This window comes from Corynebacterium striatum (genome assembly GCF_016728105.1).
GTDB lineage: Bacteria > Actinomycetota > Actinomycetes > Mycobacteriales > Mycobacteriaceae > Corynebacterium > Corynebacterium striatum.
The window spans coordinates 1944530-1965795 of record NZ_CP068158.1; the positions used below are offsets into that span (position 1 = coordinate 1944530).

Genomic DNA, 21266 nt, shown 5'->3' on the forward strand with positions numbered 1-21266 from the left:
GGTAGCTAGGGCTGGGTATTTGCGGGAACGAGAGGGAGCGGGAGGGAGGGAGCGAGAGGGGGAGGAGGAAGCGAGCCTCGCCGCGCGGCTACTGCAGCGCCGAAGTCAAGCGCATCACGTTATCAACATAGCGGCGGATAAAGCCGCGCTCGTTCCATTCCTCCAAAGTCAGCTCGTGGCTCACAGCGCGATAGTTCGACGCCAACTGGTTGAAATCCTCGAGCAAGTTGCCCTTGGCCACGAGCATGGTGGACTCGTAATTCAGGCCGAAGGAGCGCATGTCCATGTTTGAGGAGCCGAACATGCATAGCGGGTCGCGGCCGGGCTGGTCAGGGTCCGCAATGATGAACTTCGAGTGCAGCACGAAAGGCTCTGGGAACTGGAAGATGCGCACGCCCGCCTCCAAAAGTGTCTGGTAATAGGAGGACTGCGCGTGGTTGACCATAAACTGGTCCGCTTTCGCCGAGACATAAAGCTCCACGTCAACGTCGCGATAGCACGCGGTGGTGACCGCCTCGAGCAAGGACTCGTCCGGTACGAAGTAAGGCGAGACCATCACCAAACGGTCTTTAGCGTGGTGCACCAAAGAGTTGAACATTCGCAGGTTCGGCTCCGTGGTGTAACCAGGACCAGACGGGATGAGCTGGAGGAAGTTGGAGTCGTCGGTGAGTGCGTCGTCGTAAGGCAACGGCTCCAGCGAGAGCGCCTCTTCCGATTCCAGGTACCAGTCCACCGCAAAGACCGCGGACAATGAAGTCACCACCGGCCCCGTGAGTTCCACCATGTAGTCCACCCAATAGCGATTCTTGGATTTATAGCTGCGCTTGATCATGTTCATCGATCCGATGAAGCCAGTGTGGCCATCAACCACCACGAGCTTGCGGTGATTGCGCAGGTCGGGGCGGCGGAAGCGGAACTTGTGCAGCTGCAGCGGCAGCATCAAGTGCCACTCGACGCCGATTTCCGTCAGCTTCTTGCCAAAGCCCCAGTAGCCCTTGTACTTGAAGCTGCCAATCTGGTCTAGGAGCAGCTTGACCTCCACGCCGCGGGCGCGGGCGCGCTTGAGCGCCTGGTAGAACACGTCGGTGACCTCGTCCCAAGACTGGATGTAAATCTCGATGTAGACGTACTTTTCCGCCTTATCCACCGCCCTAGAAATAGCCGCGATGGCTTCTGCATAATCGCTGTAAATGCCCTTGTTGTGTCCAATGAGCGCCGGGAAACCCGTCAGGTTGCGGTTGAGAGTAATCAGAGACTCGACCTCTGGGGAGAGCCGGCCGCGCGGATGGTTAGGAGTATTCGCGGTGACGTCTTCCAGCAGGTCATTGGCTTCTTGCTGGATGCGGTGCCGGCGCCTGTTGATATAAGGCGAGCCCATGAGCAGGAACAGCGGAAGGCCTACGAGCGGCAGCAACAAAATAGCCAGCAGCCACGCCGTGGAGCTGGAAGGGCGGCGGCCTTCAGGGACGAAACCGATGGCGACGATCTTGATGCCGTAATCGAGGATCAAGAAAAACAGCTGCCAGAATGACAGATCGATGTTCAGCGCCAAGTTCATGCCTGAGGAGTGCTCCTAACGCACGGAGTCGAAGTCGGGGAGGTCGTAGTCGGCCAAGAGCAAGCAGTGGTCCGAGGTCTTATCCCCGGCTCGCTCAACCATGTCTACCTGTGCGGACTGCACCGTGGCCGCCAAGGACCGCGACGCCAGTTGGAAGTCGATGCGCATGCCCTCGTTCTTTTGGAAGCGCAGCGACTTGTAGTCGAAGTAGGTCCAGCGCTGCTCCTCAGTAAAGCGTCGTGTCACTTCCTCCAGGCCGGCCTCCTCGAGCATCTGGAATGCCGCGCGCTCCGGCTCGGTGACGTGAGTCTTACCGCGGAAGGCCTCGATGTCCCACACGTCTTCGTCGCGTGGGGCGATGTTGAAGTCGCCCGTAAGCAGCAGCTTCGACTGTGCGCGGGACTCCGCGTAGCGAGCCAGCGCGTAGAGGAATTGCAGCTTGTAGGCGTAGTGGCGGTCGGTGATTTCGCGGCCATTGGGCACATACAGTGACCAGATTTCCACCCCGCGAATGCGCGCACCCACCGCACGCGCCTCGAGATTCTGTGGCTTTTCTGGGTCTTTGGCAAAGCCCGGCTGGCCGGGAAAGGAGGTAAAGACCTCCTCCGGCTCCGACTTGGACACAATGGCCACGCCGTTCCACTGGTTCAGGCCATGGTGAGTTACGTGATAGCCCGCGGCCTCGAAGTCCATGACGGGGAACTTATCGTCGGCAACCTTGGTCTCCTGCAGGCACAACACGTCGATGTCGTGTTTCGCCAGCAGGTCCACCGCGCGCTGGACGCGGGTGCGGACCGAGTTGATGTTCCAAGTGGCTATGCGCATGGACTACAGGTTACCGCCTTTGCGCATGGCGTACCTATGTCGATGCTGTTCAATGAATCCGAGCTTGCCGTACATGGCCACGCCCGCGCTATTCGACGCCACCACCTGCAGGTATGCCTTTTCCGCGCCGTTGTCTTTGCCCCAGCCCAACATGTGGGAACCGAGGACGGTGCCGAGGCCGCGGCGTCGCCAAGCAGCAGCGACTTCGACGGCAGAGAATCCTAACCACACCGTACCGTCGCCAGACTCGGTGAGGGTGCCGCGGGTGATCGCGATGGTCTCGCCGCTCGGGGCGAGTAGGCGGCCAAATCCCATGGTGCCGTCGATGCGGCTGCGCAGATACTCCAGCGCCTCAGGCGGCAGTGCCTGGCCGCGGAAGTGGTAGAGGTCGAGCCACTCTTGGTCTGGCTGTGTGTCCACGCGGAAAGTGATGCCCTCTGGAAGTGGGGCGCCAGCTACCTCTCCCTCGAGTAGTCGCACCATGACGATGACCTCGGGCTCTAGCTCCCAGTTTTCTGGGGACGCTGCGATGACGCGCTCGGCAGGCTTGCCGATTCGCGCGGGAATAGCCAGGCGAGTGGGGAGATCGTGGCGGGCGTAGAACTCATCGATCTCGTCCATCGGAACCGGGGTGAAGCCCGCCGAGGGACCCAGTGGAACCGCGGAATTGGAGCGGCCAGTCACGCCGTCACCCGCGCGCATGAGCCACTGCCCATCCTTGGTCCACGTGTGTTCCTTTCCGGGGAACGCTGCGGCGGTGGCCACCTCGACGGCCCGGATGTCGGAGTTGCGGACCATGCGCGGGGACAGGCGTTTGATGATCTTCAGTTCCTCCGCCGGGATCTCCACCGCTTCCAGCGAGGAGGGATAGCCGCCCACTTCTTGGGGGCGGATGACCAGTGGATCGAGGGAGAGGACGTGGCCGATGACGTCGGTGTGCATGCCGTCGATTTCGCGCCGGGCGACGACGCGCTCGCCGACCTCGACGGCGTCAGAACGGAAGATGTAGCTCATGTCGATTAAGAGTGCGGCCTATTTACGCGCCGTGGCCGAAGGGATCTTCGTCCTCGCCCGGCATCCAGGTCCAGCCGGCCTCGGTCCACCCGTTGCGCTTGATGATCTTCTTGGCCTGGCGCTTGAAACGGCCGGTGAGCACGTCGGTGTAGACGAAACCGTCGAGGTGGCCGGTCTCGTGCTGGAGCATACGGGCGAAGAAGCCGTAGCCCTCGATGGAGATGTCATTTCCGTGTTCATCCTTGCCGGTGACGCGTGCCCAGTCGGCGCGGCCGGTGGGGAAACCCTCGCCCGGCACGGAGAGGCAGCCCTCGTCCTCGGAGCCGTCGTCGGCAGGCATGCCCTCAGGAATCTCGGAGGTTTCCAAAACCGGGTTGATAACGCAGCCCTTGCGCATGCCGGCCTTGTCGGCCGGCAGCTCGGTACCTTCGGGGCCGTCGGTGTCAGGGCAGTGGTAGACGAAGAGGCGCTTGTTGATGCCTACCTGGTTGGCAGCGAGGCCGACGCCGTGGGCGACGTCCATGGTCTCGTACATGTCCGCGATGAGCTCCTGGAGCTCCGGGGAATCGATGGGCTCAGTGACCGGTTCAGTGGGATTGTGGAGAACCGGGTCGCCGTGGATAACGATGGGGCGAATAGTCATGCCCTACAGTTTAGGCATGCACTCCTTGTCAGACCTAGACGCCGCCATCTTGGAGTTCGAATCCCACGCGCCGCGCGGTATCGGACCCAAGGAGGAAGCCATCCGCACCCAGCTGGATATCTCACCGGTGCGCTATCACCAGCGCTTGAACGTGCTTCTCGACGCCCCCGCTGCCGCCGAGGCCTATCCGGTGCTGGTGGCGCGCTTGCGGCGGGTGCGTGACCAGCGCGAAGAGGTGCGGCGCGCCGCAAGGGGGAATGCCCCAGATTTCGACAGCTAGACGCTAGAGTTACTGTTGTGACTAATGTGAATTCAGATAACTCGGCAGAATCCACCCCTACTGATGCCCCAACCGATGCATCTTCTGGTGCATCGACCGGCGCTGCTGCCGGCGGAGCAAGCGGCCTGCCACTACGCGGCCTTGCGATGGTGCTCATCGCCGTTGCAGTCATGCTCGGCATGTGGGGTCTGTACAAGTTGACCTCCGAGGACTCTAGCGATACCGCGTCTCAAACTGGTGCCTCTGAGGCCGCCACGCTTCCAGCTCCAGCAGAAGGCGAGCCGGGCGCACAGGGCGGAAAACCTGGATCCGCGGCTCAGCAGGCTCCGGGCGAGTCTGCGCAGGCTTCCGACCCAGCCGCCGCAGGTGCGGCGGGCGAGGGGGAAAACGCAGCAGATCGAGATGGCTACGATGGAGCCCAGGGCGAGGCTGCCAAGCGCGCGCCCAAAGATATTCCGGTCAACGTCTTTAACAACTCGGGCCGCGCGGGCTATGCAGATGAGGAATCCACCAAGCTCAAGGACCGCGGCTTCAAGGTGGGCGAGGTGGGCAACCTGCCTGGCGACGTCCTCACCGTCCCGCAGACCATGGTCTTCTACCCAGCCGGTGACAAAGACGCAGAGGCACTGGCTCGCCAGACTGCAGCCGAGTTTTATGGCGCTACTGCCGTCCCAGAAGGCGCTGTTGCAGAATACCCAGCTGAGCTAGGTGAAAACTACACCAAGGGCAACGCGGTTGTAGCTGTCCTGGCAATTCCGCAGGCCTAGTGCAGCAGGAATAAGTGCAGCAATATAAAATTAAATGCCCAGTATGGTGACTGTGAAAGTTAGACTGAACGGGTGAATACTCCGGAAGAGTCCTTCGCCCGTTCTGCTGAACCCACACTGGGCGTCGAGTGGGAAGTCGCTCTCGTCGACCCCACCACGTGGGATCTCGTGCCCCGTGGCGCCGAACTGATTGAACTCGTCCACGCCGCTGCGCCTGAGATTCACTTGGAGAAGGAATTCCTCCAAAACACCGTTGAGCTCGTCACCGGCATCTGCCACACGGTTCCAGAAGCCGTGGCTGACCTTGCTTACAAGCTTTCCCACGTCCGAGCCGCCGCCGATGAGATGGGCGTTAAGTTGTGGGCTTCGGGTGGACACCCCTTCACTGATTTTCGTGAAAACCCCGTCTCCACTAAGGAGAGCTATTCCGAAATCATCAACCGCACCCAGTACTGGGGCAAGCAGATGCTGTTGTGGGGCACCCATGTCCACGTTGGCATTCGCCATGAGGATCGCGTCTGGCCCATCATCAACGCATTGATGACCAAGTACCCGCACCTGCTGGCAATTTCGGCGTGCTCCCCGGCTTGGGAGGGCCTTGACACCGGATACGCCTCCAACCGCACGATGCTCTATCAGCAGCTGCCCACCGCTGGCATGCCGTACCAGTTCCAAAGCTGGGAAGAATGGCAGTCCTACATGCGGGACCAGGCCATCTCGGGAGTGATTAACCACACCGGGTCGATGCATTTCGACATCCGCCCGGCTTCCAAGTGGGGCACCGTCGAGGTGCGCATTTCTGACGCCTCCTCCAACCTGCGCGAGCTCTCCGCCGTGGTGGCACTGACTCACTGCTTGGTTGTTCACTACGACCGCATGATTGATTGCGGCGAGGAGTTGCCGATTCTGCAGCCGTGGCACGTGGCGGAGAATAAATGGCGCGGCGCGCGCTATGGCATGGATGCCTTGGTGATTACGTCGCGCGAGACGGATGAGCGCTGGATTAAGGATGAACTGGCAGACCTCGTGGAGGAACTAACTCCGCTGGCCCGCGAGTTGGGCTGCGCTGAGGAGCTGGCCCTTATCCACGAAATTATCGATGATGGCGCAGGCTATGAGCGGCAGCGTGCCTTGTACGAAGAGACCGGCAGCTGGCAAAAGGTAGTCGAGGCGACCTGCCAGGAGATGCTGGACCGCCAGCCGTTGGAGCGCAATTAGCGCCCTTCAACGCGGGGGCGGCGCTTCGGCGCGCAAGCTACTTGACGCGAACGGTAGGGATCCTGGTCGTAGGCGCAGCATCCAGTTCGGTGGTGCGCTTTTGTGGCATGAAACCCCAAATTGCGTACACCGCGATGTAGAGGAAGCAAGCTAGTGGCCACACCAGGGAGGCCAATGGCTGGAAGGTTTCCAATGCGTCGAGGGTGCGCGAGGAGCCCCCTAGCCAGACCGGTGCGGCCACGAAAGGCAGTTCCACGATAAGCAGAGCCAGGAAGGACGCTACCGCGGCTAGTTGTGCGCCCCAGACTGTGCGCAGGCGCGTTCCGATGGCCTCGTTGACCGCCAGCATTACCCAAATGCCGAAGGGCACAACCCACACGAAGTGGTGGTACCAGGAGAAGGGCGAAACCAAGCAAGCGCTCAAGCCGGTTAGAGCAAAGGCTGCGGTGCTGTTCTTTCGAATCCACGCCGTACGCAGTGCCAACATGGTCACCATGACAATAATGGCCACGCCCAGCAGCCACAGCGCGGTATCGTCTTCGCCAGTGAGACGGGCGAGGACAGAACGCAGGGACTTAGCGCCTGGGGCATCGACTTCCCCGATACGGTTGGAGTTGAAAACCTTGTCCGTCCAGAAATCCTTTGCGTCGGGGACGAAGGCAACACCGATGCCGATAGTGACTGCGAAAGCGGCAATGGAGCCAATGGCCGCCCACCAGCGCTTCTGGAAGAGCAACGCGAGGCCCATGTAAGCCGGGGTGAGCTTCATGCCAGCGGCAATACCAATGCCGATTCCGGGCAGGCGGAGCTTGGTGGGGAGGAGTAAATCCAGAGACACCAAGAACATCAGCAGGATATTGATCTGTCCGTAGTAGAAGGTGCCGTTGATTGGTTCGGCAGCAAGACTGCTAACCAGCAACGCAATTCCCACCAGCCAGGTCAGCGGCCCGAGCCGATAGCCACGCTCGCGAATGACAAGCATGATGACAATGAAGAGGGCGATTCCCGTGACCCATTGCCAAATCACCATGAGATCGTGGTCACTGAAATCAGCCATCCATTCGAAAAACCAGCCAGCAAACGGCGGGTAGGTGAAGGGAAACTCATGGATATAGGGGGCGTCGTAAAGCTGGCCTCCCGCTTTCAAATCCTTGCCCGCCATTTGGTAAATCTTCAAGTCGAACGGGATCTTGCCAAAGAAAGCGCGGTCGCGGCCGGGATACATGCTGAAGCGGTAAATCACCAAAGCCGTAAATGCCAGTAAAAGAGTCAACAGTGTGGGCATACCGTAGAGTTTCTTGCCCTGTTTTCTCTTCATTCTGTGCATTAGCTTCTATGAATCCTTTTTCCGACGCATTGAACGAGTCGCTGGCTTGTCGTTGCGAGACATATTTTCAGCGGTACCGTACAGGCCTTCACGTCGTGCAATTCGTGAGGTGCGCTGTGCAGTCACCGGACTGGTGATCATTGCAAAGAGTACCAGTAACAATAAAATCCCTAAATCGCCACGCTCAGTCACGCGGAAGGAATCGGAGCCTGTGACGCGGAAAAACGCACCGAGAATAGTGAGAATCAAGCCGGTGGTTTGGGGCTTCGAAATGGCGTGCACGCGTGACATTGTGTCCGGGAAACGCGCCACGCCGATCGCTGCGGCGAGGACGAGCAAGGAGCCGATGAGAATTAAAACAATCGAGATGACGTCAGCAAAAAGGTGATAGCTCATTGCGGGTCCCTCTTTCTAAACCTGGTGACCGAAACAGTGGAGATGAAGCCCAGCAGAGCCACCACTAGCATCGCTGAGACCACCGTTGTGTTGAGCGTCCAGCAAATATAAGTGGCCAGCGCGCACTGGAACATGGCCACGAGGCCATCCATACCCACCAGGCGATCCAGTGAGTTGGGGCCCACGATGATGCGCCAGACAGTGATCAAGAACGCCACTACCAAAAGCCCTGCCGCAATGGTGAGCAAAATGCCATAAAGCTGCGGATCCATCAGGGGTGGCTCCTTTCAAAAATCTCAATCATGGATGCTTCGAGCTGTGCCACGTTGGCAACCTCCTTTTCGATCTCGGCTTCCGACGCCGCGTCCAGAATGTGGATAGTCAGCATGCGGTTCGCGATATCGATGTCGGTGACGGTTCCACCCGGCTGCAGGTTGTACAGGCTCACCGCGAGGGAGAGGATGAACTCGCTGTCGAGGCGCATCGGCAATTCCAGAATCGCCGTCTTGGGCGGTTCCTGGGGGCGCACCGCCAACCAGCCCACCTTCAGGGAAGCGTGGAAAAGGTCCCACGTCCAATGCAGCATGAAAAGGACGAGCTTGCCCCACGAGACTTTCACCCCGGAAATCGGCATCTTTGGAAGTGGTAGCGCTAAGACCACGAAGAGGCCTACCAACAAGCCACCCACGAGGTTGGCCACGGTGACCTCGCCCATGAGCAGGCACCACATGGCGGTGATCCAAGCTATGAACCACGGGCGGAAGCGGTGGCGAATGCCAGAAAATTTCATCGCTGCCCCTCCTTCTTCTCTGGTGCGCTGGTGAGCGCGGCGGGAGCCACGGAATCGACGCCGGGCTGCGGCTGCTCAATGGGGGAGCGGCGCTGCTCGAAGGAGTCAGCGTCGTTTTTGTATCGATCCTTCTGGATCAGGGTTCGGGAAGGATTATCAGCGTTGTCGCCCAGCACCGCATAGCGGTAGATTGTGTCATCCTGCGCAGACTCGGCCGCGCGGCTGGTCACACCGGAAATAGGGCCGGCTAGGAAAGTAATTGATACTGACGCCAGCACCAACAGGGAGGTGGAAGCCAGCATGCCGAAAGGCACCTTGCCCACGTCCTGGCGCTCTTCGAGCTCGATGACATCCGTGACGTCGGAAAGCGGCGAAGGGTGCGCCAATGCCATGTTGCCTTCTGGGGCATCGGCGCGGTCGCGCAAGAATCCCTTAGCCCACACCAGAACCATGACGTAGAGCGTGAGCAGCGAGGTCAGGACCGCGCCGCCAATCAGGACCCAGGCCTGCCATGAGCCCTCGTTCGCGCCGGCCTGCAGCAAGATGACCTTGCCGAGGAAGCCGGAAAATGGCGGGATGCCGCCCAGGTTCATGGCCGGGATGAAGTACAAAATTGCGATGAGCGGGGCGCTGTAAATCAGCGAGCCCAAGCGGCGCAGGGAGGAGGTACCCGCCTGACGCTCGATGAGGCCCACCACCAGGAAGAGCGCGGTCTGGACCAGAATGTGGTGCACCGCGTAGAAGATGGCGCCGGACAGACCCTGTGCGGTGCCGAGGGACACCCCAAAGATCATGTAGCCGATGTGGCTCACCAGCGTAAATGACAAAAGTCGTTTGATGTCAGACTGCGCCATCGCACCTAAGATACCCACGAGCATCGTGGCCAGCGCTACCCACATGAGCAACTGATCAAGGCCGCCGCCGGTAAAGATGGAGGTGCGTGCACGAATGATGGCGTAGACGCCGACCTTGGTGAGCAAGCCCGCAAAGACTGCCGTGACCAGGGAAGGCGCGGTGGGATAGGAGTCCGGCAGCCAGGCATCCAGCGGGAAGATGGCGGCCTTGATGCCGAAGGCGATGAGCAGCACCGAGAAGATCGCCGTACGGGTGCCCTCCGGGATGGTCTCCATGCGCATGCCGATTTGCGCCATGTTCATGGTGCCCACTGCCGCGTAGACATATGCGAGGGCGAGCACGAAGATGAGAGAGGAGGCCATCGAGACCATAACGTAGCCCACGCCGGCGCGCACGCGGGCGGGCGAGGCGCCCAGCGTGAGCAGCACATAGGAGGCCACGAGGAAGATCTCGAATCCCACATACAGGTTGAACAGATCACCGGCCAAGAAGGAGACGTTCACGCCCATGGTCAGCAGCATGTACGTCGGCAGGAAGACGGCGACGGGCTCGTCCTTGGAACCGTCGCGAATACCCTGCGAGATGGCGTACCACATCACTGAGAACAAGACCACGGACGAGGTAAAGAGCATCACCGTGGAGAGACGATCGGCCACCAGCGTGATGCCTACGGGTGCGTCCCAGCCGCCGACTTGCAGGGTCTGAATGCCCGCGGTGTCGGCGATCAAGATCAGCAGCGCGTTGACCGCTGCCAGCAAAAGCAAAGAGAAGAATGCGATCTGGCGCTGGACGCCGGGGAAGCGGGCGCACAGCATCGACAAGGCCGCGGCGAGCGCCGGGATGACCACGGGCATGGGGATGAGGAAGCCCGTATAAGGAAGCAGGAAGCTAACCAGCGGAAGCAGGGTCTCAGTCATCGTTTGCCTCCTTTACGGGTTCCTCGAAGAAGGCTGGGCCAAAGGCGTCGCCTTCCTTAGTGGCGCGGCCGGTGGCTGGGTCGTTGGATGCGTCATGATCAGGGGCCGCGGCGGCGTTGCCCGGGCGGGCGGCCAGAGCCGCGATTGCGGTATCTTCCGCGTCGTCCTCAATGACGTCGGCGGTGCGGTAGCGGTACTGGCGGTAGGCCAGGGTCAGGATAAATCCTGTCAGCGCCATGGAGATCACGATGGCTGTCAGGATCATGCCCTGGGCCAGTGGGTCCGCGATGTTCTCACTGTATTGGGCGGTCTCGCGGCCGTCGATAGGCGGCGATCCCGCCTGCCCGCCAGCCTGCAGAAGCAGCAGGTTGGCGCCATTGCCCAGCAGCAGGATGCCAAGCAGCATCTTGGTCATGGCGCGGTCAAGCATGAGATACACGCCAGAGCCGCACAGCACGCCTGCGGCGAGGAGAAGGAACAGATTGGCTTCCATTCTTAGCTCTCCTTTCCGGTGGTGTGGGCTTGCGTTGTGCTTGGAGTATCGGGTTGCGCTGCGCTTGACGACGCCCGCGTGGCGCCCGCCGCGTTCTTCTCACGGGAGGAGGCTCGTTCTTTCTGGCGGCGCGCGAGCGAGCGGGCACGGTCACGGGCACGCTGTTTACGCATCTCCTCTTCCTCGTCAAGCTTGCCGCCGAGCGAGTTGAGGATGTACAAGGTCAGGCCCACCACGATGAGGTAGACGCCCGCGTCGAAGACCAACGCGGAGGGCAGCGAGACATCGCCTATGAGCGGCACCGCCACCTTGGTGTAGCCGGTGGTCAAAGGCGGGTGGTTGAAAGCCAGCGGCACAACCACCGAGCCCACCGAGATGAGCAATCCGGTGCCCATGGTGCGCCCGCCGTCGATGGGTAGCGCCTCCTCGAGCTCAGCGCGGCCACCTGCCAGGTAACGCAGGATAAGAGCCAGCGCCGCGACCAAGCCGCCGGCGAAGCCGCCGCCGGGTGCATTGTGGCCGGAGAAGTAGAAGTACAGCGAGAGCGCGATCATCGAGGGGAAGAGCAGGCGCGTGGCGACATCCACCATGAGGGAGCGGTTGAGGGCCTGTTCTGATTCCACGCCTGCCGCCAGCCAGCGGCGCCCAGTGACCTGCAGGGTGGGGCGGCGCGAGTCGCGGGTGAAGGACTGGGTGCGATAAATCAGCGATGCGATACCCGTGGCGGCGATAACCAACACGGTGATTTCGCCGAAGGTATCCCAGGCGCGCAGGTCCACCAACAGTACGTTCACGGCGTTAGCGCCGTGGCCGATTTCTTTGGCCAGTTCCGGCATGAACTCGGAAATGGGGTTGGAGCGGCGGGCATTGATAGCAAACATTCCCACGAGCGTCACGGTAAGGCCCACGCCAACTGCGAGCCAGGCGCGCAGGCGACCCATCTTGGGGTCCTGCTTCCACTCGGTATTAGCCGGCATGCGGCGCAGAACCAGCATGAACAAGACCATAATGATGGTCTCCACGAGCAACTGGGTCAGGGCTAGGTCAGGTGCGCCATGCAGCGCAAAGAGGAAGGACAGTGCGTAGCCGGTGACGCCAACGATGATGACGCCAGACAGCCTATTGTCCGTCACGGTGGCAGCGACAGCACAGACGATGATGATGAGCGCAGCAACGATCTGCCACGGGTTTTCCGCCACGATCATGCGTACGTTGGTGAGGTCGCCGCGGATGAGCATGATGACCGGCAGCACCATGAGGGTGGCGAAGATGATCGACATGTTCATCTGCAGGGAGCCGCGCTGCGTGGAAGCGGTGGTGTGCAGCGAGAGCTGACGCAGGCTGTTGATGACGGTGTCGTAGGCCTGGTCTGCTGAGCCCAAAGCCGGGTACTGGAACTGCCACTTGGCCAGTTCTGCGCGCTGCCAGTGGAGGATGATACCGGCCACGACGATGACTACGGAGATGCCCAGCGGTACTGTCCAGCCGTGCCACAGAGCGAGGTAGGTGTGCTCGTCAGCGCCGAAGATGTTGTTGAGGTGCTGGTTGATGCCGAGGGAAAGCGGCTGTGGATTGACGCCGCAGAAGATGGTCAGGGCCGTGAGGCCCGCAGGCGGAATCCACAACAGCGGGGAAAGCGCATGCATGTCGGCCACGGCGTCGGAAGTGCCGCGGCTTTGGCCCGCAGCGTCCTTCTTCGTGGCGAAGGCGCCCCACAGGAAGCGCAGCGCGTAGGCCATGGTCAGCATGGAGCCCACGACGACGCCCACCAAGAGCATGTTGCGTGGCATGCCAACGAGCAGCTCCTCGTGGAGGATGGTTTCAAGCGTGGCTTCCTTGGCCACAAAGCCCAGCAGGGGAGGGATGCCCGCCATGGACAGTGCCGGAATAATGGCAAGCAGGTACAGGCCGGGCTTTGCCTTGCCGAGGCCAGAGAGCTTGTCGATGTCGCGCGTTCCCGACGCATGGTCGATGGCACCAACGATCATAAACAGCGCAGCCTTGAACAGGGAATGCGCAAAGGTCAGCGCGAGGCCTGCCTGCAATGCCTCGCGTGAGCCAATGGCCACGATGGCGGTGATGAAGCCCAACTGCGAGACGGTGCCATAAGCCAAGATGAGCTTGAGGTCGCGCTGCTTGAGGGCCATCCAACCGCCCAACAGCATCGTTAAGGTGCCAAGCGGCAGCACGACGAGATGCCAGGTGGCCACCTCGTGGAACTCCGGTGCCAAGCGCGCAACCAGGTAGATACCGGCCTTCACCATCGCAGCGGAGTGCAGGTAGGCAGAGACCGGCGTCGGCGCGGCCATGGCGCCGGGCAGCCAGAAGTGCGCGGGGGCGATGGCGGATTTACTCAGTGCGCCGGCCAAGATGAACACGATGGCAATCGTGATGTACGGGGTCTGGGCGAGGCGGTCGAAAGTCTCGATCTCACTAAACGTCCACGTGCCCGTTTGGCGGCCGAGCAGGATGATGCCCATGAGCATGGCGAGGCCGCCCAGGGTGGTGACCATGAGCGCCTGCTGCGCGGCGCGACGCGAGGAGGCGCGTTCGCCGTAGTAGCTCACCAGGAGGTAGGACAGCAGGGAGGTCACTTCCCAGAACACGTACATCATCAGGAAGCTATCGGAGATGACCAGTCCATACATCGCGGTGGCAAAGCAGACCATCTGGGAGCCAAACATGGCCAGACGCCGGGGAGTCTGGTCGAAGTAACCCCAGCAATAGAGCAGAACTAAAGCGCCGACGCCCAAAATGATGAGGCTAAAGAGGGCAGAGAGCGCGTCCATGCGCAGATCGACGTTGAGGTTCGCGTCCGGCATCCACTCCATGGTGTAGCGCAGCGTGGCACCGTCACGGAAGGCGCCGGTGGTGAGTTGTTTGAGGACCCAGAAAAAGCCCGCGCCGGGGACAATAGCGAGTGCGCCAAAAGCAGGACGGCCAACAAAAAATATGAGGAAGGGCGCGATGATGGTGGCCAGCACCAAGGCACTCAAGACAGCTATCACAGCTAGGCTCAGGTCTCCTTCTCGTTCGGAGCCGCACGAACACAGTGGCGCACGTGTGACATGTATTCAAATTCAAGCATGCGCCGATGAACTCATCGCGGGCCGAAGCAGAGGCATCTGGCCGGTTAATGAACCACTTTGAAAGGAACCTAGGAAGGTGCCACTGGCAGCGTCAACGCCCCCTTTTCTCACCGCATTGACGCCGAGGGTGCAAGGGTGGATGTATGGAAGTCATGCTCCAAGCATTCACCGCAAGCGTTGAAAATTGGAGAAAACAGGTTTGGGGACGCATCACGAATGGCGCAGCCAATACTGGCGACTATACCTGCCGACTTTCTGAAAGTCACAGATTTTTAAGGAGGCAGTTATATATGGGGCCAGTTTGGCAGCACACAGGGGCACGCCGTCGTGGCGTACCCCTGAATAAAAGTACCTTTGGCTCTCTTAACTTGATCTGTTAACTGATCTGGCAGGTTGGTTTTAGGCGAAGCGCTGGAGGAAGTAAGCCTCGGCAGTAGCAATCTTTTCGATCTCCGTTGGATCCACAGACTCGTTGGCGGAGTGGATGGTGGCCTTCGGATCCTCAACGCCGAAGAGTGCGATCTCGGCATTCGGGTGCTTCTCCTGCAGCTCCACGGTCAGCGGGATGGAACCGCCCATGCCCTGGGAGATGGTTTCTGTGCCGTAGGCTTCGGCGAGGCACTCGCCGAGCAGCGTTGCGGCTGGCTTTTCCGGATCAGTTTCAAAGCCGCGGTTAGCCTCGAGGATCTCGACCTTGATGTGCGCGCCCCACGGCACGTGCTTCTTCAGGTGCTCGGCCACGGCCTCCGCGGTAGAGCGGGGGTCCATGGTGGCTGGGGTGCGCAGGTTGAGGTTTGCAGCAGCGGTGGCCGGAACTGCGTTGACGGCCTCGGCAACCGGGGTGGAGGTGAAGCCGGTAACGGTAATTGCCGGGCGAGCCCAGATCATGTCGGCGATCTCGGTGGCGCCTGCCGGATCCTGGGAACCCATGATCTCGGTGCCGTCGAGCATCTGTGCATCGGAACGGAAGTCCTCCGGAGCGTAGGCACTGGTCTGGCCTTCCGCCAGCGGCCAGGAGCCTGCGCAGTCGACGCCATCGATAACCGTGCGACCATGCTCGTCGCTGAGAGAATCGAGTGCGCGCATGAGTGCCTTGACGGCGTCGGGAGCTGCGCCGCCAAACTGACCGGAGTGCACGCCCGCCTCGAGGGTGTCAACCTGCACGTAGATCTGCGCGCCGCCGCGCAGGGAGGTGGTCAGGGTAGGCAGGCCGGCCTTGGCATTACCGGCGTCGGCGATGAGGATGGCGTCGGCAGCAAACAGCTCCGGGCGCTCCTCGATGAGGGCGGACAGGCCCTCGCCGCCGCGCTCCTCGGAGCCTTCGATGAGGAAGGTGAGGTTGAGGTCGGTGCCACCGTTGGCGTCGATCGCGCGCAGGGCAGCCAAGTGCATTGCGACGTTGCCCTTGCAGTCCGCTGCGCCGCGGCCGTACCAACGCACCTCGCCGGAGGCGGATGGGCGCTCGGTCAGGGTCAGCGGATCGGACTCCCACGGTTCACGCGGGCCGACGGGGACAACATCGTAGTGGGAGTAGAGCAGCACGGTCTTGGCGCCCTCTTTGCCCGCGCGCTTGCCGACGAGCGCGGTGGAGCCGTCAGCAGTAGGAATGGCCTCGATGTCGACGCCTGCTTCGGTCAATGCGGAGCGGACCCATGCGGCGGCCTTGGCGCACTCTTCTTCCAGACCTGGCTCATTGTGAACGGAGTTGAAGGAGACGAGCTCCTTGAGCTGAGCGAAGATGCGCTCGCGGTCGGCGGTGATGAATTCAGAAATAGTAGTCATGCTCACTAACATACCTGCCGCGCAGGAATGCCCGAACGTTTGAGTTTCTGCCCGTGTGGACTAGGGTTTATGAGTACTTAATTACAGAATCTAAATAGATTTCTCACTAGAAGGAATTCGGCATGGCACACAACGCCGCCCCCGCCTCGTCCTCGCCCGCTTCTGCTGGTCCAGCACTGCGCGAGCTCACACTGCGTGGCATTCTCATCGGTGGACTGATCACACTGGTATTCACCGCTGCCAACGTCTACCTCGGCCTCAAAGTCGGCCTGACTTTTGCTACCTCGATTCCGGCAGCCGTCATCTCCATGGCCGTGCTGCGCAGGTTCGCTGGTCACAACATCAAAGAGAACAACATCGTGCAGACCATTGCGTCTGCCGCTGGCACCCTCTCTGCCATCATCTTCGTCCTGCCGGGTTTGGTCATGGTGGGTTATTGGAAGGGCTTTAGCTTCTGGGAGACTGCTGCGGTCTGCGCCATCGGTGGCGTACTCGGCGTGATGTACTCCATCCCGCTGCGCCGTGCCTTGGTGACGGGCTCCGACCTGCCTTACCCGGAGGGCGTCGCCGCCGCGGAGGTGCTCAAGGTCGGCGCCGACAACGGCGCTTCCGCAGCCGCCCATGAAGAAAACGCCAAGGGCCTGCGCGTCATCCTCGTTGGCGGCATCATCTCCGCAGCGATGGCTCTGCTTGCCGCGATGAAAGCCGTGGCCTCGTCAGTGTCTACCTACTTCAAGCTGGGCTCCGGTGCCACCACCCTGGGCACCTCGCTGTCCATGGCGCTCATCGGTGTGGGTCACCTGGTTGGCCTGTCCGTGGGTATCGCAATGCTCGTGGGCGTTGTCATCTCCTTCTTCATCCTGTTGCCGATGCACACCGCCGGCGACATCGCCGGACTCGACGCCACCGCGCTTGCCGATACCGTCGACTCCGTATTCTCTGGTGAGATTCGCTTCATCGGCGTGGGCGCCATGGCTATCGCCGCCATCTGGACGCTCCTCAAGATCACCGGCCCAATCGTCAAGGGCATCTCCGAGTCCCTGGCCTCTTCCCGCCAGCGCAAAGCCGGCCAAAACGTGGACGTGGCTGAGCGCGACATCCCATTCCCTTATGTCCTAGGCACCATCGTCATTTTGATGGTCCCGATTGCGCTGCTGCTGTGGGACTTCATCTCGGGCACTGATATCCACGAGCACATGGGCGTGCTCATTACGGTCTCCGTCCTGTTCACCCTGTTGGTGGGCCTCATCGTGGCCTCTGTGTGTGGCTACATGGCGGGCCTTATCGGTGCGTCGAACTCGCCGATTTCCTCCGTGGGCATCATCGCTGTGCTCGCGGCCTCGCTGCTTATCGCCGCTGTTACCCGCGGTACCTCTGCGGATCCGCTTTCGCTCGTGGCCTACACCTTGTTCACCGCGGCGATTGTCTTTGGCATCGCCACGATTTCCAACGACAACTTGCAGGATCTTAAGACCGGCCAGCTCGTCGGCGCGACCCCGTGGAAGCAGCAGGTGGCACTCATCATCGGTGTGCTGTTTGGCTCTGTGGTCATCCCGCCGATTCTGCAGGTCATGCTCACCGGCTTTGGCTTCCAGGGCATGGAAGGCGCTGGCGAGGATGCCCTCGCTGCGCCGCAGGCTGCGCTTATGTCGTCAGTGGCTTCTGGCATCTTTGATAGCTCGCTGGATTGGAACCTTATCTTTACCGGTGCGGCTATCGGCGCTGTGCTCATCGTCATCGACGAGGTCTTGCGCAAGACCACCAGCAAGTACTCGCTGTCTCCGCTGGCTGTTGGCATGGGCATGTACCTGCCGGCCTCGCTGACCATCATCATCCCGATCGGCGCCATCTTGGGCTACTTCTATGACAAGTGGGCCGCCAAGCAATCCAACCCTGACTTCTCTAAGCGCATGGGCACCCTGCTGGCAACCGGCCTCATTGTTGGTGAGTCCCTGTTCGGCGTGGTCAATGCCGCCATCATCGCCGCCTCCGGCGGGGAGTCCCCGCTGGAGATTTTCGAAGGTGGCACCGTCTCCAACGTCCTGGGCATCATCTTGTTCGTGGTGGGCATCGGCTTTGCTTACCGCTGGACCAAGTCAAAGGTCACCAAGAGCTAGCGCTTTCCGGCGCTGCCTACGCCCTCGCCGTTCTTTTTCACACCCGCGCCGACCTTTTCGCACCCGCGCCGTTTCACACCCGCGCCTTTTTACACCCGCGCCGTTTACCGGCGCGGGTGTTCGCTTATAGCGTGCCGGGCAGCTCGTGTCCTACCTTGCACTCGTAGTAGGGGAGTGCCAGAATGGTCGCTAGCACTCCCATAGGGCAAGTGCCAGAAACCCCATCTATGTGGTTGAGGCTGGTCCACACTCACCAGCCGTGCCGTCGCGGGCGTCCGTATAGATACAGACGTGAGTGTCGTCCTAAACAAAACTAAGGAGCACAAACACAATGGCAAAGATTATTGCCTTCGATGAAGAGGCACGTCGCGGCCTTGAGCGTGGTCTGAACACGCTGGCCGACGCAGTTAAGGTCACCCTCGGCCCTAAGGGCCGCAACGTCGTCCTGGAGAAGTCCTGGGGCGCCCCGACCATTACTAACGATGGTGTCTCCATCGCTCGCGAGATCGAGCTGGAAGATCCTTACGAGAAGATCGGCGCTGAGCTGGTTAAGGAAGTCGCCAAGAAGACTGACGACGTTGCCGGTGACGGCACTACCACCGCTACCGTTCTCGCACAGGCACTGGTTCGTGAGGGCCTGCGCAACGTAGCCGCTGGTTCTAACCCCATGGGCATCAAGCGCGGTATCGAGTCCGCAACCAAGGCTGTTGTTGACTCTCTGCTCTCCTCCGCGAAGGAGATTGAGACCCAGGAAGAAATCGCAACCACCGCGGGCATCTCCGCGGCTGACCCGGCAATCGGTGCCAAGATTGCTGAGGCTATGTACACCGTGGGCAACGGATCCGTGAACAAGGATTCCGTTATCACCGTTGAAGAGTCCAACACCTTTGGCGTGGACCTCGAGGTTACTGAGGGTATGCGCTTCGACAAGGGCTACATCTCCGGTTACTTCGCAACCGACATGGAGCGCCAGGAGGCAGTCCTCGAGGATCCGTACATCCTGCTCGTTTCCTCCAAGATCTCCAACATCAAGGACCTCGTTCCGCTGCTGGAGAAGGTCATGCAGACCGGCAAGCCGCTGCTGATCATCGCCGAGGACGTTGAGGGCGAAGCACTGTCCACCCTCGTCGTGAACAAGATCCGTGGCACCTTCAAGTCCGTTGCTGTTAAGGCTCCGGGCTTCGGTGACCGCCGCAAAGCTACCCTGCAGGATATGGCTATTCTGACCGGCGGCCAGGTCATCTCCGAAGAGGTTGGTCTTTCCCTCGAGACCGCTGAGATTGAGTACCTCGGCCAGGCGCGCAAGGTTGTTGTCACCAAGGATGACACCACCATCGTCCAGGGTGCTGGCAACCAGGAGCAGATCGACGGCCGCATCAAGCAGATCCGCGCTGAGATTGAGAACTCCGATTCTGATTACGACCGTGAGAAGCTGCAGGAGCGCCTGGCCAAGCTGGCTGGCGGCGTTGCTGTCCTGAAGGTCGGCGCTGCAACTGAGGTTGAGCTCAAGGAGCGCAAGCACCGCATTGAGGACGCAGTCCGCAACGCAAAGGCTGCCGTTGAAGAGGGCATCGTTGCCGGCGGTGGCGTTGCGCTGCTGCAGGCTGCTTCCGCTCTGGATGCGCTCAATGATCTGACCGGTGACGAAGCAACTGGCGTCAAGATTGTTCGTGAGGCACTGTCTGCACCGCTGAAGCAGATTGCTCACAACGCTGGCCTGGAGCCAGGCGTTGTTGCTGACAAGGTTGCTTCCCTGCCTGCTGGCCAGGGTCTGAATGCTGCAACCGGCGAGTACGTTGACCTGATGTCTGCTGGCATCAATGACCCGGTCAAGGTCACCCGCTCCGCACTGCAGAACGCTGCTTCCATCGCAGCGCTGTTCCTGACCACTGAGGCTGTTGTCGCTGACAAGCCGCAGCCGGCTGGCGCTGGTGCTGGCATGCCAGATACTGATGCTATGGGCGGTATGGGCTTCTAATAGTCAGTAGACGCACCGCTTAGTAATAAGGCGCGCTGATGCCCCGTGAGGGGCGTTGGCGCGCTTTTGTCATGCTGTAGGCGCCATGGGAAGGACGGCGGGCAAAAGGGGTCAGGTGGGCGCCTGGAGCTACTTTCCGATGTTTCATCGCGCGTGTCGCTACCAACCTTTCGGCAAAAGTGTGCAGGGTCGCGGCAGACGCCGCTAGATCGAGACGTGTACGGCTGGGCGACGGTCGCCGTGGAGGCGCCCCTTGCGGGGTCGTGCGCACTGCCTTCTCGGCAGGGATGAGGTAATCTCCGCGCTGTTGCTGATATGGCGCAAGTGAATCGAATGAGACTTGCGAAATCAATTTCTATCCCATGCGCCCATCGGCCAAGGCGACGTGGTGGCTTCTGGCGGGGTCGATTCGCCCCCGGTATAGGGTAAAAAGTGAGGGGCGGAAAAAGTTTTCTAAAGCATTTGCGAGCGGTTTTGCTATGTCGAAAACTAGCCAGGATCCGTTACGGGTGCGCATATATTCTTAAGTTGAGTCGGTGATCGGATCATTATTTTCGCTGGTAAATAAGTTTCGCCATCAATGTGTTTAATGTCATAGCCTCAAATCTGTAACGCGGCTTATTGCAAACTGGCGAAAATCTCACTCGCGTTTCAACTTGCCTTGTCGCCAGATTGTGACAAAATGGTTTCCCGTGACGCCCACAGAGGGTGTCTGCAAAACCGCAAACCCCTCCGGGCGTATCAAACTTTGATTCCCGGAATTCACATATAGGAGCTTCATAATGGATCTCTCCCTCGTTCAGACCCACCTCGACAACTTCGTTGACACCTGGAAGGGCTGGAACAGCGTGTTCACTGGCCTGAACGGTTTCCTGAACCTGTTCCTGGGCGGCGACGCTGCTCCGATCAAGGAGCTCTCCTCCACCTGGGAAGCCTTCAAGGGCCTCCACTCTTCCAAGTAAGACTTGGTTTCAATCTTCATTCGATTTTTTAAATTTAAGGAGACACTATGTCTGACTTCTCTTCCCAGTTCGCAGCCTCCTCTGAGGGCATCCTCCAGCCGCTGAAGTTCATCTTCGACCTGGCCTACAAGATCGTTGGCCCGCTGGTTGAAGCTGCTGACGGCGCTTCCAAGCTGATCGGCATGTTCGTCTAAGAACATCCCTTTCGCGTAAGCGATTTCTAAGAGCCTCACCTTTTGGTGGGGCTCTTTTGCT

At 60.5% G+C, this 21266-nt stretch carries 19 protein-coding genes; 7 read left to right on the forward strand and 12 right to left on the reverse strand.

Annotation, left to right across the window (positions count from 1 at the left end):
* Positions 1-88: 88 nt before the first annotated feature.
* Genes cls through I6I72_RS09115 form a run of 4 tightly spaced genes read right to left on the reverse strand, consistent with a single transcriptional unit; the run spans position 89 to position 4040 of the window.
* Positions 89-1558, reverse strand: coding sequence for a cardiolipin synthase (gene cls / locus I6I72_RS09100; protein WP_005529805.1), 1470 nt, complete (start codon positions 1556-1558; stop codon positions 89-91).
* A gap of 15 nt (positions 1559-1573) precedes the next feature.
* A complete protein-coding gene (locus tag I6I72_RS09105) occupies positions 1574-2383 on the reverse strand; it encodes an exodeoxyribonuclease III (protein ID WP_005529807.1) in 810 nt (269 codons plus the stop codon).
* 3 nt (positions 2384-2386) lie between these two features.
* Positions 2387-3397 carry an N-acetylglutamate synthase, CG3035 family gene (locus I6I72_RS09110; protein ID WP_049147118.1) on the reverse strand — a complete coding sequence of 337 codons (1011 nt, stop codon included), beginning with the start codon at positions 3395-3397 and terminating at the stop codon, positions 2387-2389.
* Positions 3398-3419: 22 nt separating this feature from the next.
* Positions 3420-4040, reverse strand: coding sequence for a peptide deformylase (locus I6I72_RS09115; RefSeq protein WP_005529811.1), 621 nt, complete (start codon positions 4038-4040; stop codon positions 3420-3422).
* On the opposite strand from I6I72_RS09115, the gene I6I72_RS09120 reads away from it, so the two are divergent.
* The 3 genes from I6I72_RS09120 to I6I72_RS09130 all read left to right on the forward strand — a co-directional run bounded on the left by I6I72_RS09120 (position 4039) and on the right by I6I72_RS09130 (position 6305).
* Positions 4039-4320, forward strand: coding sequence for a DUF3263 domain-containing protein (locus tag I6I72_RS09120; protein WP_172453817.1), 282 nt, complete (start codon positions 4039-4041; stop codon positions 4318-4320). The two genes, I6I72_RS09115 and I6I72_RS09120, sit on opposite strands and share 2 nt — an antisense overlap.
* Positions 4321-4337: 17 nt before the next feature.
* Complete coding sequence (locus I6I72_RS09125; protein WP_049147116.1) at positions 4338-5087, forward strand: LytR C-terminal domain-containing protein; 750 nt, start codon at positions 4338-4340, stop codon at positions 5085-5087.
* A 72-nt stretch (positions 5088-5159) separates the two neighbouring features.
* Positions 5160-6305 (forward strand): glutamate--cysteine ligase, encoded by a 1146-nt coding sequence (locus I6I72_RS09130; protein ID WP_049147114.1) that lies wholly within the window; start codon positions 5160-5162, stop codon positions 6303-6305.
* A gap of 37 nt (positions 6306-6342) precedes the next feature.
* Here I6I72_RS09130 and I6I72_RS09135 read toward each other — a convergent pair whose 3' ends face one another.
* The 8 genes from I6I72_RS09135 to I6I72_RS09170 all read right to left on the reverse strand — a co-directional run bounded on the left by I6I72_RS09135 (position 6343) and on the right by I6I72_RS09170 (position 15954).
* Positions 6343-7623: a glycosyltransferase 87 family protein gene (locus tag I6I72_RS09135; RefSeq protein ID WP_236081445.1), complete on the reverse strand. Its 1281-nt coding sequence runs from the start codon at positions 7621-7623 to the stop codon at positions 6343-6345.
* Between the two features lie 15 nt (positions 7624-7638).
* Positions 7639-8028 (reverse strand): monovalent cation/H(+) antiporter subunit G, encoded by a 390-nt coding sequence (locus tag I6I72_RS09140; protein WP_049147111.1) that lies wholly within the window; start codon positions 8026-8028, stop codon positions 7639-7641.
* Positions 8025-8300: a monovalent cation/H+ antiporter complex subunit F gene (locus tag I6I72_RS09145; RefSeq protein WP_005529823.1), complete on the reverse strand. Its 276-nt coding sequence runs from the start codon at positions 8298-8300 to the stop codon at positions 8025-8027. The genes I6I72_RS09140 and I6I72_RS09145 overlap by 4 nt, the downstream gene beginning before the upstream one ends.
* Complete coding sequence (locus tag I6I72_RS09150; protein ID WP_049147109.1) at positions 8300-8818, reverse strand: Na+/H+ antiporter subunit E; 519 nt, start codon at positions 8816-8818, stop codon at positions 8300-8302. Before I6I72_RS09150 ends, I6I72_RS09145 begins: the two co-directional genes overlap by 1 nt.
* On the reverse strand, positions 8815-10590 hold the full coding sequence (locus I6I72_RS09155) for a Na+/H+ antiporter subunit D (protein ID WP_049147107.1): 1776 nt from the start codon (positions 10588-10590) through the stop codon (positions 8815-8817). The genes I6I72_RS09150 and I6I72_RS09155 overlap by 4 nt, the downstream gene beginning before the upstream one ends.
* A complete protein-coding gene (locus I6I72_RS09160) occupies positions 10583-11083 on the reverse strand; it encodes a Na(+)/H(+) antiporter subunit C (RefSeq protein WP_049147105.1) in 501 nt (166 codons plus the stop codon). The genes I6I72_RS09155 and I6I72_RS09160 overlap by 8 nt, the downstream gene beginning before the upstream one ends.
* 2 nt (positions 11084-11085) lie before the next feature.
* On the reverse strand, positions 11086-14091 hold the full coding sequence (locus I6I72_RS09165) for a Na+/H+ antiporter subunit A (protein ID WP_049147104.1): 3006 nt from the start codon (positions 14089-14091) through the stop codon (positions 11086-11088).
* 480 nt (positions 14092-14571) lie between these two features.
* Entirely contained in the window at positions 14572-15954 is a 1383-nt protein-coding gene (locus I6I72_RS09170) for a dipeptidase (RefSeq protein ID WP_049147102.1), read from the reverse strand.
* 122 nt (positions 15955-16076) lie between these two features.
* Between I6I72_RS09170 and I6I72_RS09175 the strand changes: the two genes are divergently transcribed.
* The 4 genes from I6I72_RS09175 (at position 16077) to I6I72_RS09190 (ending at position 21205) form a co-directional block, all read left to right on the forward strand.
* On the forward strand, positions 16077-18071 hold the full coding sequence (locus I6I72_RS09175) for an OPT family oligopeptide transporter (protein WP_049147100.1): 1995 nt from the start codon (positions 16077-16079) through the stop codon (positions 18069-18071).
* A gap of 331 nt (positions 18072-18402) precedes the next feature.
* Positions 18403-20049: a chaperonin GroEL gene (groL, locus tag I6I72_RS09180; protein ID WP_049147098.1), complete on the forward strand. Its 1647-nt coding sequence runs from the start codon at positions 18403-18405 to the stop codon at positions 20047-20049.
* Positions 20050-20831: 782 nt separating this feature from the next.
* Positions 20832-21011 (forward strand): hypothetical protein, encoded by a 180-nt coding sequence (locus I6I72_RS09185; protein ID WP_049147096.1) that lies wholly within the window; start codon positions 20832-20834, stop codon positions 21009-21011.
* A 47-nt stretch (positions 21012-21058) separates the two neighbouring features.
* The gene (locus I6I72_RS09190) at positions 21059-21205 is read left to right on the forward strand and encodes a hypothetical protein (RefSeq protein WP_005529838.1); all 147 of its coding nucleotides are present in this window, start codon (positions 21059-21061) and stop codon (positions 21203-21205) included.
* The last annotated feature ends 61 nt before the right edge of the window (positions 21206-21266 follow it).

Bases quoted from the DNA above. Each gene is read 5' to 3' on its own strand.
- I6I72_RS09105 (WP_005529807.1), bottom strand. From the start codon at position 2,383: ATGCGCATAGCCACTTGGAACATCAACTCGGTCCGCACCCGCGTCCAG.
- cls (WP_005529805.1), bottom strand. From the start codon at position 1,558: ATGAACTTGGCGCTGAACATCGATCTGTCATTCTGGCAGCTGTTTTTC.
- I6I72_RS09145 (WP_005529823.1), bottom strand. From the start codon at position 8,300: ATGGATCCGCAGCTTTATGGCATTTTGCTCACCATTGCGGCAGGGCTT.
- I6I72_RS09155 (WP_049147107.1), bottom strand. From the start codon at position 10,590: ATGACTGAGACCCTGCTTCCGCTGGTTAGCTTCCTGCTTCCTTATACG.
- I6I72_RS09190 (WP_005529838.1), top strand. From the start codon at position 21,059: ATGTCTGACTTCTCTTCCCAGTTCGCAGCCTCCTCTGAGGGCATCCTC.
- I6I72_RS09110 (WP_049147118.1), bottom strand. From the start codon at position 3,397: ATGAGCTACATCTTCCGTTCTGACGCCGTCGAGGTCGGCGAGCGCGTC.
- I6I72_RS09185 (WP_049147096.1), top strand. From the start codon at position 20,832: ATGGATCTCTCCCTCGTTCAGACCCACCTCGACAACTTCGTTGACACC.
- groL (WP_049147098.1), top strand. From the start codon at position 18,403: ATGGCAAAGATTATTGCCTTCGATGAAGAGGCACGTCGCGGCCTTGAG.
- I6I72_RS09120 (WP_172453817.1), top strand. From the start codon at position 4,039: ATGCCCTACAGTTTAGGCATGCACTCCTTGTCAGACCTAGACGCCGCC.
- I6I72_RS09150 (WP_049147109.1), bottom strand. From the start codon at position 8,818: ATGAAATTTTCTGGCATTCGCCACCGCTTCCGCCCGTGGTTCATAGCT.
- I6I72_RS09140 (WP_049147111.1), bottom strand. From the start codon at position 8,028: ATGAGCTATCACCTTTTTGCTGACGTCATCTCGATTGTTTTAATTCTC.
- I6I72_RS09170 (WP_049147102.1), bottom strand. From the start codon at position 15,954: ATGACTACTATTTCTGAATTCATCACCGCCGACCGCGAGCGCATCTTC.
- I6I72_RS09160 (WP_049147105.1), bottom strand. From the start codon at position 11,083: ATGGAAGCCAATCTGTTCCTTCTCCTCGCCGCAGGCGTGCTGTGCGGC.
- I6I72_RS09135 (WP_236081445.1), bottom strand. From the start codon at position 7,623: ATGAAGAGAAAACAGGGCAAGAAACTCTACGGTATGCCCACACTGTTG.
- I6I72_RS09115 (WP_005529811.1), bottom strand. From the start codon at position 4,040: ATGACTATTCGCCCCATCGTTATCCACGGCGACCCGGTTCTCCACAAT.
- I6I72_RS09175 (WP_049147100.1), top strand. From the start codon at position 16,077: ATGGCACACAACGCCGCCCCCGCCTCGTCCTCGCCCGCTTCTGCTGGT.